Annotated in this window: 19 protein-coding genes; 13 read left to right on the plus strand and 6 right to left on the minus strand. The window is 35.8% G+C overall.

Features of this window, described 5'->3' with window-relative positions:
• Positions 1-319 precede the first annotated feature (319 nt).
• A complete protein-coding gene (locus BM012_RS16790) occupies positions 320-1651 on the minus strand; it encodes a peptide MFS transporter (RefSeq protein ID WP_061805801.1) in 1332 nt (443 codons plus the stop codon).
• A 330-nt stretch (positions 1652-1981) separates the two neighbouring features.
• Positions 1982-2497: a GNAT family N-acetyltransferase gene (locus BM012_RS16795; RefSeq protein ID WP_061805802.1), complete on the minus strand. Its 516-nt coding sequence runs from the start codon at positions 2495-2497 to the stop codon at positions 1982-1984.
• A gap of 129 nt (positions 2498-2626) precedes the next feature.
• Between BM012_RS16795 and BM012_RS26485 the strand changes: the two genes are divergently transcribed.
• The 3 genes from BM012_RS26485 (at position 2627) to BM012_RS26490 (ending at position 3474) form a co-directional block, all read left to right on the plus strand.
• The gene (locus tag BM012_RS26485; protein ID WP_161939329.1) at positions 2627-2797 is read left to right on the plus strand and encodes a hypothetical protein; all 171 of its coding nucleotides are present in this window, start codon (positions 2627-2629) and stop codon (positions 2795-2797) included.
• A gap of 63 nt (positions 2798-2860) precedes the next feature.
• Positions 2861-3151, plus strand: a complete 291-nt coding sequence (locus BM012_RS16800; RefSeq protein WP_061805803.1) for a DUF5316 family protein — start codon at positions 2861-2863, stop codon at positions 3149-3151.
• Positions 3152-3318: 167 nt separating this feature from the next.
• Entirely contained in the window at positions 3319-3474 is a 156-nt protein-coding gene (locus tag BM012_RS26490; protein WP_167360149.1) for a hypothetical protein, read from the plus strand.
• Between the two features lie 178 nt (positions 3475-3652).
• Here BM012_RS26490 and BM012_RS16805 read toward each other — a convergent pair whose 3' ends face one another.
• On the minus strand, positions 3653-4582 hold the full coding sequence (locus tag BM012_RS16805) for an NAD-dependent epimerase/dehydratase family protein (protein ID WP_061805804.1): 930 nt from the start codon (positions 4580-4582) through the stop codon (positions 3653-3655).
• A gap of 143 nt (positions 4583-4725) precedes the next feature.
• Between BM012_RS16805 and BM012_RS16810 the strand changes: the two genes are divergently transcribed.
• The 5 genes from BM012_RS16810 (at position 4726) to BM012_RS16825 (ending at position 7371) form a co-directional block, all read left to right on the plus strand.
• Positions 4726-5067: a winged helix-turn-helix transcriptional regulator gene (locus tag BM012_RS16810; RefSeq protein WP_061805805.1), complete on the plus strand. Its 342-nt coding sequence runs from the start codon at positions 4726-4728 to the stop codon at positions 5065-5067.
• A gap of 68 nt (positions 5068-5135) precedes the next feature.
• Positions 5136-5258, plus strand: a complete 123-nt coding sequence (locus BM012_RS27250; RefSeq protein WP_372491573.1) for a hypothetical protein — start codon at positions 5136-5138, stop codon at positions 5256-5258.
• 88 nt (positions 5259-5346) lie between these two features.
• Complete coding sequence (locus BM012_RS27255; RefSeq protein WP_372439982.1) at positions 5347-5436, plus strand: hypothetical protein; 90 nt, start codon at positions 5347-5349, stop codon at positions 5434-5436.
• Between the two features lie 276 nt (positions 5437-5712).
• Entirely contained in the window at positions 5713-6756 is a 1044-nt protein-coding gene (locus BM012_RS16820) for a flavin-containing monooxygenase (protein ID WP_061805806.1), read from the plus strand.
• Positions 6757-6864: 108 nt separating this feature from the next.
• Entirely contained in the window at positions 6865-7371 is a 507-nt protein-coding gene (locus BM012_RS16825) for a DinB family protein (protein WP_061805807.1), read from the plus strand.
• A 35-nt stretch (positions 7372-7406) separates the two neighbouring features.
• On the opposite strand, the gene BM012_RS16830 is transcribed toward BM012_RS16825, so the two are convergent.
• Positions 7407-8321, minus strand: coding sequence for a DMT family transporter (locus BM012_RS16830; RefSeq protein WP_074842852.1), 915 nt, complete (start codon positions 8319-8321; stop codon positions 7407-7409).
• A gap of 211 nt (positions 8322-8532) precedes the next feature.
• Here BM012_RS16830 and BM012_RS16835 point away from each other — a divergent pair, with 211 nt between their 5' ends.
• From BM012_RS16835 to BM012_RS16855, 5 genes are all read left to right on the plus strand, one after another.
• Positions 8533-8724 (plus strand): hypothetical protein, encoded by a 192-nt coding sequence (locus tag BM012_RS16835; protein ID WP_061805808.1) that lies wholly within the window; start codon positions 8533-8535, stop codon positions 8722-8724.
• 413 nt (positions 8725-9137) lie between these two features.
• Positions 9138-9746, plus strand: coding sequence for a transglutaminase-like domain-containing protein (locus BM012_RS16840; RefSeq protein ID WP_061805809.1), 609 nt, complete (start codon positions 9138-9140; stop codon positions 9744-9746).
• A gap of 71 nt (positions 9747-9817) precedes the next feature.
• Positions 9818-10120, plus strand: a complete 303-nt coding sequence (locus BM012_RS16845) for an ArsR/SmtB family transcription factor (RefSeq protein WP_026009720.1) — start codon at positions 9818-9820, stop codon at positions 10118-10120.
• A gap of 74 nt (positions 10121-10194) precedes the next feature.
• Positions 10195-10623, plus strand: coding sequence for a DMT family transporter (locus BM012_RS16850; protein ID WP_061805810.1), 429 nt, complete (start codon positions 10195-10197; stop codon positions 10621-10623).
• A 12-nt stretch (positions 10624-10635) separates the two neighbouring features.
• Positions 10636-11097 carry a DMT family transporter gene (locus BM012_RS16855; RefSeq protein WP_061805811.1) on the plus strand — a complete coding sequence of 154 codons (462 nt, stop codon included), beginning with the start codon at positions 10636-10638 and terminating at the stop codon, positions 11095-11097.
• Between the two features lie 40 nt (positions 11098-11137).
• Here BM012_RS16855 and BM012_RS16860 read toward each other — a convergent pair whose 3' ends face one another.
• Complete coding sequence (locus tag BM012_RS16860) at positions 11138-11605, minus strand: NUDIX domain-containing protein (protein ID WP_061805812.1); 468 nt, start codon at positions 11603-11605, stop codon at positions 11138-11140.
• 13 nt (positions 11606-11618) lie between these two features.
• On the minus strand, positions 11619-12107 hold the full coding sequence (locus BM012_RS16865) for a GNAT family N-acetyltransferase (protein WP_061805813.1): 489 nt from the start codon (positions 12105-12107) through the stop codon (positions 11619-11621).
• Between the last annotated feature and the right edge of the window lie 12 nt (positions 12108-12119).

The following is a 12119-nucleotide window of genomic DNA, read 5'->3' on the forward strand; positions in this document are numbered from 1 at the left end:
GCTTACTGTTTTATCGCAAATGAGTAAAAAAGACAACAAATACAATATCGAATATTCAGTCTTTTACTGACAAAATTAAGAAAACGTTTTCTTTATGTTTCTGATTATATACTCGTCTTCAGCTTGAAGTCAACAACTTTATTTACATATAAAAACAAGACATAATTACTATATAGAGTCTTATTAATCGCTACTCTACCACTACTACCCTGTTTCTTAACACTTTTGAAAAAGCTTTATAACAAAGATAAGGAAAACGTTTTCCTTTTTTAAAGTGACTATACTAAAAAAAGCCGCCTTCTAAAAAGGCAGCTTTTCATTAATCCATTAATTTTGAAATTGGTTTTGAAAGGAATAAGACGATAATTCCAAGAACAATTGTTACGGCACTAATTACACCGAAGATTTCCAAATATCCAAATGATTGCGTATATGTTGCTAATACCCCTGCTAGCTTGTTTGCTACCGCAGAACTTGCCATCCATACTCCCATTAGAAGAGAAGCAAGTTTCAGTGGAGCAAGTCTACTTACCATTGATAATCCAACTGGTGAAATCATCAGTTCAGCTAGCGTGTGTAGGAAATAAGTGAAAACCATAAACAATAAGTTTACTTTTAGTTCTGAGCTGTTTCCTGTTTGTACTACTGCAGATACCAATACTAAGAACCCTAAACCAACGGTGATTAATCCCATCCCCATTTTTGTTGGTGTTTTAAAGTCACCGCGTTTTGATTTCCCAAGCTTGTACCAAACAATAGACATAATTGGCGCTAACAGAACGATAAACATTGCATTTAATGATTGGAACCACGCTGTTGGAACCGTGAAGCTTCCAATATGACGATCAATGTGTTCTTGCGTGTATAGAGTTAGCGAGCTTCCTGCTTGTTCGAATGCTGTCCAGAAAGCAATCGTTACGAAAGCTAAAATAACAATCGCAAGTGTTCTCATTTTTTCTCGTTTTGTTAGTGGTGCTTTTGTTGTATTTGTTTTTTCTTGCTGAATTTGTCTTGTTGGTTTAAGACCAAGATCACCTAAGTAGCGTTTTGCTAGTGTATTAAACAAAATTTGACCAACAATCATTCCGATTGCGGCTGTTAGGAAACCATATTTATAACTCATTAATCCAACAACAAGCGGTGCGAAGAATGCTCCAACGTTAATTCCCATGTAGAAGATTGTAAACGCTCCGTCACGTCGAGGATCGTTTTCTTCGTATAAGTCTCCAACAAGCGTTGAAATGTTCGGTTTGAAAAATCCATTCCCGATAATAAGTAAGGCAAGTCCAATGTATAAAGCGGTTGTACTTTGATGAAGGAAAATAGAGAAGTTCCCGACCGCCATTATGATACCGCCAAGCGTAATCGCTAATCTTCGACCAAGAAAGCGGTCTGTTAAATAGCCACCAATCATTGGCGTAATATAAACCGCACTTGTAAATGTGCCGTATAAGCTTAATGCTGTTGCTTTATCAACACCAAGCCCGCCGCTTGCGACAGTAGCTGTTAAATACAAAACAAGAATAGCTCTCATTCCGTAATAACTAAATCGTTCCCATGCCTCTGTGGCAAATAATAAGTAGAGTCCAGGCGGATGTTTCTTTTTTAATTCCGCCGGCTGCTGTGTTTCTTTCTTTACAGCTGCTTCCATGATGAATCCCCCTAAAAAATCTCACAGCCTGATACCATCTTTCATTTGTGTGAATCAACAAAAAAATCAGAATATACATACTGTAATGAATATAATCTTTTATTATTTTATTAAAAAAGTATTATATACGTCAATAAAATTATATAAAAAAATCAAAAAATAATTAAATACACAATAAAATGTTTAAATATAAGCTTTTTATTTCACTACATTTATATTATAAAGTATTTCACTATACATTTAATGAAAATAAGGATTATATTACAATATTATAAAAATATGTAATATAATCAAAAAAAGAGACCTACTACAAGGTCTCTTTTTAAAATCTTATGTTAAAAGGGAAAGATCACTCCATTTATAGGCCTCATCTTCAACAACATATCCCCCAAATTCGCTTTGACGCCCTTTTGTATATGTACCTTTTAAAGATTGATAAAATCCCCGACCAGCACGATTGTTTTTCATCACCCATACAAACATGGAAGAAACGTCATTTTGTATAAAATGATCTGCGATCGCTTTAACGAGAGACCGTCCTACACCTTGCCCTTGACACTGATCTAAAAGGTATAGAGCATACAGTTCACCTTCACGCTTGTTATGGAGCATACACCGAGCTGCTGCAAACCCTACAACTTTCTCCATATCATCCACCGCTACATACACAAACGTTTCATTTACTTGATCATCGTAAAATGACTGCCATTTATGCTGTGACGTCTTGTATGATAACTGTTTTAGAAATGCCCTAGGTACTAAACCATCATATGTTGTTCGCCAGCTATCAACATAGATTCTGGCAATCTCTTTTATATCTCTTTCACTTGCTTTTCTAATTTTCAATGGATCACCTCTATTTTGTTATTATGCATTTTTTTCAATACTCTGGACATCAATCTTCTTATTTCCAATTTTTATCTTCCTATTGTAAAATAAATAATAGGTAAATAAAGGATATAAAGGAGCTCTGCTATGTCACCACTACTCATCATCAATATTGTACTTACAATTGCTTTAATCGCGCTCTATTTCTTTACTTTCAATCGAAAAAAAGGGCAAGCGGACACTAGAAATTTCGGCTTATATATGATAGGATTATTGCTTTTACAAACAACATTAATGATCGTATTTAGCGTTATCTAACACTTCCTTGCAGAAATATGTTAAAATAGAATTAATAATCCATCAAGGAATCGAGGAATCAATTTGATTAAAAAAGGATTTATGATTGGCATTATTATATTGTTGGTGTCATTGGCCGCCTTTTATTTTACAGGGAACGGGTCATATCTTTACTTTATTTCAGGTGGCGTAGGCTGGGTTTCTTTCCTATTTTCAGCCGATTACTTCGTTCACAGTATCACATTAAAAGATAAAAATAAATTTTCTTTCGAAAAGAAAGACCGTAACATGAAGAGTTGGAAAAAATCAAAGCGATTGCTTTCAGTCGCTGTGCCAAACTTGGTCGCTGTAGCCATTTATTTTATCGTTAGCTAATCATCCACGTTATAGCACACATGAATAACGGAGGAAGCTCGTTACTTTTTAGCGAGTTTCCTCCGTTATTTTTTATATTCTCATCCTTCACTCATTTTCTATTTGACCTGCAAAGCGTTTCATACTCTACACTTGAAGCAAATATCGAGAGTGAGGAGAGATTTAATATGCTTTCTATTGTTATTCTCTGTTTTGTTATCTATCTTTCTGCTTACTTCTGCTTAAAAAGCGCCGGACAATCGCTTGAAGTTGAAAAAATCGAAACATTTGATGATTACTTTGTGCAATCTCATCACAATCACACTAAAAAATCTTCCCTTTAACCTAATCCCTACCTCAAAAAGCATCCATTCTTTGTATAGAGAATGGATGCTATCTTCACCCCACAATACAGAAAACTAAACCATCATATTCTTACTTCCAACCGTTTGGATAGCCATTGCCCCCATTCGTTTTTCTCACGACAGTACATCAATAAATTCACGGGGCCCTTTTATATTTTCAAATCCTTTCTCTATCTCGAAAATCTTGAACTGCATCTTTTACGCTTTCTCTTTGAGAATATTTCGTTGTAAATCCAAGCTTTCTTATTTTTTCATCGTTCCATACGCGATGTGTACGAAACGTATTTAAAGTATAAGACACCGGATCTTCGACAATGTTGGATAAATCACAAATAGTCACTTCTATTCCTCTTTCATAATCTATCTCTTCTTTTAAACTTTTCCATGTTGTATCAAATCCTTTTAATAAAAATAAGTTCATGCTCCCTTTAGGAAATGGATAGTTCCCGAGCCACTCCATTGCTCGACCGACATCTCTTGTATCAACAAGAGATACTTTCGTTTCACCATTTTTAAGGAGTGGAAACTGATCATTCATATGCTGTTGAAATAAGCGTGAGAAGAAGGACATATAATCCCGACGACCAATCGCACTTGCTGGACGTAGTATAATTGTTGTTATGCCTGTTTCTTCCCCTATTTTCCTTACTACTTCTTCTCGTTTCAAGAGCAATTGTTGAATGAGATATTGTGGTTTTATGCAATATGACTCATCTAACGGCTCACTGCTATGAAAATCGTATACAACGATAGAACTTAGCTGAATGAATCGGTTCGCCCCACTTAAAGAAGCTGCTCTCACTAACTTTTTTGTAAGGTCAATTTCTACTGCATTCTCTAAATCAATTTTTGAACGTAAACCAACACTCCCTATACAGTTGTAAACAACTTCATGCCCTTCGATTTCTTCTTTGATGGAGGCAGTATCCGAGTAGTCTATTTCAACAATCCTAACATCTAAAGACTGTAAAAAAGCAACGTTACTATGTGAACGCACAACAGCTGTCACTTTATGACCTTTTAATATTAATTGCTCAACAGTATGACTTCCAATAAATCCTGTACTTCCAAACACAATAGCTTTCATTTTTATCATTCCTTTATATATTTTTCACAAAAAACCATTTACTGGTTAAAATTCACTTATTATACTAATGAAAGTACTTTCTTTTTCATAGTACTGATATTTTTTATAGCAAGTATCTTAAAGTATAGAAATGGAGGATATCAATGAATATAGCTACAAATTCATCATGTCCAATTGAGAAGACCATGAGCGTTATTGGCGGAAAGTGGACCTTTTTAATTTTAAGAGAACTTTTCACTGAACCGAAGCGTTTTGGCGAACTCCAAAAAACGTTAAAAAATGTGAGTCCACGCACTCTCTCACTAAGATTAAAAGAATTGGAGCACGAAGGAATTATTTCACGAAAAATATACGCAGAGATTCCTCCACATGTAGAATACTCCCTTACATACAAAGGAGAAACCTTGCGCCCTATTTTTGAAGCAATGAAAGAATGGGGAAACACTTGGGATGTGTTAGGTATAGGAAGTGTCCATGAAGAGTGAACAAAAAGACTTTTTTACTCACCAAATACGTTCCGTTCTGCCATTATTGAAGATAGAGGACCTTATGAGTGCAAATTGACGGAGAAACAGAGTTTTTAGACCAAGAAAAAGGCGAAGACTTCCTTGACGAAAAAGACTTTGAACAAGTGATCAAATTGTTGGGTTTTCAAAATGTGAAGGAAGTCCCCTAAAACGTTTTTACATAAAGGAGAGTTTGATGTTTGTGTGTAAAAAAACGATTAGGGACAAGGAATTGGTAAGAACCTTTTAAACGAATGTATCACTTGGGCTGATCAAAAGGACATTAAAAAAATAACGCTCCACGTTTTAGAAAAAACAATAGAGCACTCCACCCTTACAAAAAGTTAGGCTTTGAAATTGAAGGGATTTTACGAAATGACAAAGTAATAAATGGTCGTTATTATAACAGCATTGCAATGAGCAGAATTCGGTCGTGAATGTACATAGTAGAACTTTGAAAAGGTTCTATTATGTACTATGTACTTCTCTCCCATTCCCTTCCCTATTTAGCAATTTCCTTATCTAAAACATATTCTATAAAGAAATTATAATTGGGTAATCAAACAAAGAACTTATATGTTAGTATGAATATATAATCATGTATTGAATAAAGAGGTGATGCTTATGTATGATGTTATTATTATTGGTTCAGGTCAAGCTGGATTATCAATGGGCTATTATTTAAAGAAAACCGCTCTCTCCTTGGTCATTATTGATCAAAACACCCGCATTGGCGATACATGGAGAAATCGGTATGATTCACTCACTTTGTTTACTCCTCCTCTCTATAGCTCTTTACCTGGATTAAGGCTAAAAAAAGAGCGGAACTGTATGCCAACGAAAGACGACATTGCCGACTATCTTGAGAACTATGCTAAAACATTTTCTTTGCCTGTTCAACTTGGCATTCATGTAAAAAATGTCTCAAAAATTGATGATTTCTTTTCGCTTGAAACAAATAAAGGGGTAGTTGAAGCTCGAAATCTTGTTGTTGCGACAGGTCCTTTTCATACACCTAGAATTCCTTCATTCTCTAAAAAGCTTTCAAAAGATATTGTTCAACTTCATTCTTCTTCTTACAAAAATCCTTCACAACTGAAAGATGGAAATGTTTTAGTTGTTGGAGCTGGAAACTCCGGAGCTCAAATTGCAGTAGAATTAGCGAACACTCACAAAACGTATCTTTCTACTAGCGGAAAGCTTCGATTTCTCCCGCTTTTCATCATGAATAAAAATATTTTTTGGTGGTTTGACAAAATCGGAATCTTAAAAGCCACAAGGGACTCTTTCATCGGCCGAAAGCTTCAGCTATATGGTGACCCTATCTTTGGAACACAATTAAAAACGAAAATGAAAGCTGGTCTTGTTCACTTAAGAGAACGTACTAAAACCGCTAGTGAAAATGAAGTGATTTTTGCTGATGCTTCTACATTAAAAGTGGATAATATTATTTGGGCAACAGGTTTTAGGCCTAATTACGATTGGCTGAATCTTCCCAACTTAGTTGATAAACAAGGAAACATTATTCATAAACGAGGCATTACTCAGCAAAAGGGGGTATTTTTCCTCGGCTTACCTTGGCAATATCGAAGAGGCTCTTCATTGCTTGAAGGAGTCGGAAAAGATGCTTATTATCTTTATCAACATATCTTAACTCATATAAGGTAAGTTTTATGTATCCCTAACAAATTATAAGTAATTTAAAGGTTTTTTGGGAGAAACAGTCTAATATTATATTTTTACGGCTTAACAATGGAATTAGAAAAGGAGAATCCAATGACAAACTTCTCACTGCAGTTTTATCAGTTCAATACTTGGGCGAACGAGCAAATTTTTAAGCGTTTAAAAGAGCTTCCAGAAGAGACTTACCGACAAGAAGTTCAAAGCATCTTCCCGTCTCTTTCTCACGTACTAGCACATGTTTATCTCTCTGATCTTGGATGGTTTGATGTGGTTTCAGGGAAAGATTTGCAGCATGCAATGAGCTTAGCCAGGGAGCGTAAAGAAGAAATTGAAGCAAAAAGCTTAGTAGAGATGGAACAGCTTTTTGCGGATTTATCAGAGCGCTACAAAACTTTCCTAAGCAAAGAAGAAAACTTACCAAAACAACTTACAATCCAACACCCTGCCGGTGGAGTAATGGAAACAACGGTAGGTGATCTCGTACCTCACGTTGTGAATCATGGTACATATCACAGAGGAAATATTTCAGCGATGCTACATCAAATGGGGCACGCTTCAGTGCCTACAGATTATGGGCTGTATTTGTTTTTATTCGCTTAAAAAGAAAAGTCCTCTCTCGTATAAGAGGACTTTTTTTAATATGTAATCGCCTTCTCCGGTTTCGCTTCTCCTGACATATCTTTTGAAAGAATGAAGATAGCGGCAATTACAAACAGCATTCCGAGAAGATGAGAAATCAAAATCTCTTCTTTTAGGATAAGAAACGAAAGCACAACTGTACTTAACGGCAATACACTTGTTAGAACTCCTGCTGAACTTGCTGACACTTTTATTAATCCTTGATACATTAACAAAAATGCAAGTACTGTAACTACAACTCCAAAATAAAGAATGTTCATCCAATCCATCATATCTACGGTCGAAAACGAGAAGCTCATTCCCTCATAAATGGAAAACGGCAAAAATAAAATTAACCCAAAAACGCTCATTATTGTTGAAATTGTAAGTGGTGTCACTTTATGAGATATCGCCTTTCCTAAGGTAATAAATAAAGCTTCTGTTAGAACAGAACCAACGATCAAAGAGTTGCCAAATAGAGAAGAAACATTACCTCCTCCCCCGCTCATGATGTTCATGAGCGACACTCCGATAACCGCCAGAACGATTCCTATCACTTTTGTTCTTGATAATTTTTCTTTTAAAAATAAAACGGCAATAACCCCAATAACAGCAGGAAGCGTGCTTGTAATAATCCCTGCTTCAACAGCCGTTGTGAACTTTAATCCGTAAAGCATAAAAATATTAAACAAAAATACGCCTGTTAACGCTTGTAAAAAGAGAATACCAAAAACAGAACGCTCTATCCTTGGAAAACGCTTCTCTTTCCATAGTAGTAAAGGAACTAAAATAAGCGACGCAACGATAAAGCGAAGCTCTGATGCTAGAAAAACAGGAAAGCTTGAGATAATCAGTTTTCCTGCCACAACAGAGCTTCCGACAATCATCATCGCTAAAGAAATTTGTATGTATGCGATAATTGTTCCTTTCAAAGCATGGACCTCCTCTTTAGTATTTATAACAGAATATTATCAGGCAGACTCTCATCTTTGTATATCCTATTTAAGCTTAAACTTCCATATTTCTCTTCACTTTCATGTAATTATTTGTTATTTCAAATATGATTTACTCGAATAAAAAGGAGAAAGAAACAGAGAATAAGGGAGACTTTTTAATACATGATAAGAAAGGAGATGCGAAATAATGAAAAACAACATTCAAATGTTACCTATCATTGCTTCTGTTGGTATTGGAGCAGCTGCTTACAGTATGATGACAGGACGCGCTGGACAACTTCAAAATGTGATGCCACACATGTTAAACATGAACTCTCAAGGAAGCAATCAAATGATGGGACAACAAACGGGTCAACAAACGAATCAACAAAACCAATAATACATTCTTTACGCTTCCAATCTCCCTCCAAGGTTCGACATTTCCCTTCTTTCTTAACCAGTAAAGAAGAGAAAAAATCCTCTATTCCCCCTGAATAGGGGATTTTTTGCCGATGATAACATCCTCCTCATAACCATTATCATTAGCTTAATGAGGAGCAAAATTTCTATAAGATGAACAAATGAAAGATGTTCTAACTTTTCTCAACCCATATTCTGAAATCCTTATTCATAACAAAGTGACCTAACGACAGCTTTCTTCCCCAAAAACGATATACCCCTATTATAGAATTATTTTCCTCTTTATGTCTGCTTAAATTGTAAAAAAATACAATTAAATCAAGAAATATCTATTCACCCCTTATGAATTAATATATAATCAAATGTATAATAATTCATAAAGGAGCTGTTTATATGCGTTTAGTTCTTCAATCTACTAATCCGCATGATTACTTAATTTCTACCTTTGAAGTGAATTTTACTCATCCTTCTCTTATCAAAAAAGCAGATGAAATTTATGCAAATTCCATGAATAAGCTCCAATATGCTAAAGAAGCTTATGAATTTGTAAGAGATCACATCGCTCACTCATGGGATATTGGAAGTCACCGTGTGACAAGAACCGCTTCTGAAGTATTGGAGTATGAAGAAGGAATTTGCTATGCAAAGTCTAACTTACTCGCTGCTCTTCTTCGTATAAAAGGGATTCCAACAGGCTTTTGCTATCAAAGACTTACATTATTTAATACCCCTGAAGATAGCTATTGTATTCATGCTTTAAATGCCGTATATATTGATTCTGAAAACAAATGGATCCGCCTTGATTCACGTGGAAACAAGACTGGAGTGAACGCGCAATTTTCCCTTGATGAAGAAAAGCTCGCCTTCCCTGTTCGTCCCCATTTAGATGAACAGGATTATACAACAATTTATGTGAATCCTCATGAGAAGACGATGAACGTTTTAAAAGAACACAGCGATGGTAGAGAAATGTATATGAATGGTTTACCGAAAAACATTTAAGAACGGCGACAAGGAGACACTCTAGTTTTTAAACATTGACATATCGGTATACAACGATTAGTATAAAAGACATGAATTCAATCGATATTTTCAAAGCACTTTCAAATGAGATACGTCTAGACATCTTGACGTGGTTAAAGGATCCTGAGAAACACTTTAATACGTCTTCTGCGTACGTCGAAGAAAAAGGAGGCGTATGTGTTGGAGATATTCAAGAAAAAGCTAATTTATCTCAATCGACAATATCTCATTATTTATCGATGATGCAGAAGGCAAAATTATTACAATCAGAGCGTCATGGAAAATGGACGTATTATCGTCGTAATGAAGAAACAATCAAAGAATTAGAGAAATATGTGAGAGAGAAACTATAAAAGTTTTTTTCTCCGTCTTTAATTTCGATAATTCTAGATATATAATTATTTAGTTATTGGAAAGGAGTATTATTATGCGCTATGTCATCTACATCATTGCTTTACTAGCTGGCGCTTCACTAAGTCTTGAAGGAGCCATTTATGGAGAGCTTGGCAAAGTGATTGGAGAGCTAGAAAGCAGCTTTTATAACTTTGCTGGTGGTTCTATTATTATGGGACTATTATGGATTTTCTTTGGAAAAGGAAAACTTTCATATACAAGAGAGGCGCCGAAATGGACACTCGTTGGCGGGCTTTTTGGCATTATATATTTAACTTCGATTGTGATTAGCGTTCCATTTGTTGGAGTTGGCATTACAATGGTATCGATTGTTATTGGTCAAATGGTCATGAGTATGTTTATTGAACACTTTGGATGGCTTGGAAGCCAAAAAATAGCGGTCAACAAAGAAAAAGTTTTCGCTCTTATTTCGATGGTTATTGCCCTTATTTTAATTTACTAGGAGGTTTAAGCTATGGCAATTGCAATGGTTATTTTTACGTTAATCGGCGGAATCGTTCTAAGTGCTCAATCCTCTGTGAACGGAACACTTAGTCGAAAAGCTGGAACAATTGAAACAACTCTATTTACGTTTATTACAGGTACTCTCTTTCTTGCTCTTATTATTTTATTCTTTGGTCAAGGAAACATTTTAGCGATTATGGAAGCGCCAAAATGGCAGTTAAGTGCCGTCTTTTTAGGTGTTGCTTATCTTTTATTAACTGTCATTGCAGTACCTCGAATTGGCGTTATCGCAACAAATATTGGAACCATTATTGGTCAGCTTATCACAGGTATGATTATTGACCACTTTGGATGGTTCGGTGGTCTTGAAATTCATATTGATGGCAAACGTTTGGCTGCTTTAGCGTTTATGCTGCTTGCTTTATACTTTGTATATAAAAGCAATAAGCGTGTGAAAGAAGAAAGAGCTTAAAGAAAAAGGAACGAATGCGTATAGAAGCGTTCGTTCCTTTTTAGTATGATTTTAGAAATTGTTCTTCTAACAATGGAATGCTATGCTTTTTCTTATAGTAAGCTGAAATTTCTTCTCTAAGGTTTGGGTATAAAACAATCGTATGAAGCTCATCCAGTAGAACCCATTTCACGCCTGTTTGATTTTGATCCCGCTCCTCCGGTACTTTAGGATTTTCTCCCTCTCGTAATGAGCAGTCAAAAATGGTTGTTAACGAATGAACAGAACCGTATTTATCATAATTTAAATGTGGAGCATACTCGTAAAGAAAAGCGACTTCCCCAACTTCAATATCTACAGAAGCTTCTTCCCTCGCTTCTCGTTTCACTGTTTGTAAGAGCGACTCACCCTGTTCTACGCCTCCGCCAGGTAAATTGTAATGAAGACCATGTTCGTCATGAAACTCCACTAGGAGAACGGCTTCATTTTCAATAATCAATGCGCTTCCTCTCACTCTTATTGGATACATTACACTCCCCCTGCTATTTCAATCTTTTACTCATGTTGTACCAAATCGCTCCACCGTGAGCAGAATCTGATACACCCATGTTGATGTAGCCGTGTTTTTCATAGAAAGGAATTAAATCTTCCTTACACGTAAGCGTAACGGTTTCACGGTTCCGTTTACGTGCTTCCTTTTCCAAATGAACTAACAGCTTTGCCGAGATTCCTCTACTTTGGAAGTCTGGATGGACGGCTAATCCTAGAATTGTTTGATGACCACCAAATGGAAGGTTTGCAATAATGTTTTCAAATAAATCGTCCGTAATGAACTCTTGTCGTGTTACAGGTCCATTCACTAATCCTGCAATTGTTCCGGCTTCTTCAGCAACAAAGAAACTATCACGGATATGTTGCAAACGCTGTTTTGTTGCATCTGGAGTTGCGGCTTCTTCTTTGGAGAAACAGAAATTTTCAATTTCAATGAGTCTTGGGAGATCTGATAGAGCAGCGTTTCTGATTTTTAGCATGTAGTGGTTCCT

It is taken from the genome of Priestia endophytica DSM 13796, from assembly GCF_900115845.1.
Taxonomy (GTDB): Bacteria; Bacillota; Bacilli; order Bacillales; family Bacillaceae_H; genus Bacillus_I; species Bacillus_I endophytica.

Excerpts from the sequence above, each read along its gene's own strand:
- BM012_RS16790 (WP_061805801.1), bottom strand. The coding sequence starts at position 1,651 with ATGGAAGCAGCTGTAAAGAAAGAAACACAGCAGCCGGCGGAATTAAAA.
- BM012_RS26485 (WP_161939329.1), top strand. The coding sequence starts at position 2,627 with ATGTCACCACTACTCATCATCAATATTGTACTTACAATTGCTTTAATC.
- BM012_RS26490 (WP_167360149.1), top strand. The coding sequence starts at position 3,319 with ATGCTTTCTATTGTTATTCTCTGTTTTGTTATCTATCTTTCTGCTTAC.
- BM012_RS16805 (WP_061805804.1), bottom strand. The coding sequence starts at position 4,582 with ATGAAAGCTATTGTGTTTGGAAGTACAGGATTTATTGGAAGTCATACT.
- BM012_RS16810 (WP_061805805.1), top strand. The coding sequence starts at position 4,726 with ATGAATATAGCTACAAATTCATCATGTCCAATTGAGAAGACCATGAGC.
- BM012_RS16820 (WP_061805806.1), top strand. The coding sequence starts at position 5,713 with ATGTATGATGTTATTATTATTGGTTCAGGTCAAGCTGGATTATCAATG.
- BM012_RS16825 (WP_061805807.1), top strand. The coding sequence starts at position 6,865 with ATGACAAACTTCTCACTGCAGTTTTATCAGTTCAATACTTGGGCGAAC.
- BM012_RS16835 (WP_061805808.1), top strand. The coding sequence starts at position 8,533 with ATGAAAAACAACATTCAAATGTTACCTATCATTGCTTCTGTTGGTATT.
- BM012_RS16840 (WP_061805809.1), top strand. The coding sequence starts at position 9,138 with ATGCGTTTAGTTCTTCAATCTACTAATCCGCATGATTACTTAATTTCT.
- BM012_RS16845 (WP_026009720.1), top strand. The coding sequence starts at position 9,818 with ATGAATTCAATCGATATTTTCAAAGCACTTTCAAATGAGATACGTCTA.
- BM012_RS16850 (WP_061805810.1), top strand. The coding sequence starts at position 10,195 with ATGCGCTATGTCATCTACATCATTGCTTTACTAGCTGGCGCTTCACTA.
- BM012_RS16855 (WP_061805811.1), top strand. The coding sequence starts at position 10,636 with ATGGCAATTGCAATGGTTATTTTTACGTTAATCGGCGGAATCGTTCTA.
- BM012_RS16860 (WP_061805812.1), bottom strand. The coding sequence starts at position 11,605 with ATGTATCCAATAAGAGTGAGAGGAAGCGCATTGATTATTGAAAATGAA.
- BM012_RS16865 (WP_061805813.1), bottom strand. The coding sequence starts at position 12,107 with ATGCTAAAAATCAGAAACGCTGCTCTATCAGATCTCCCAAGACTCATT.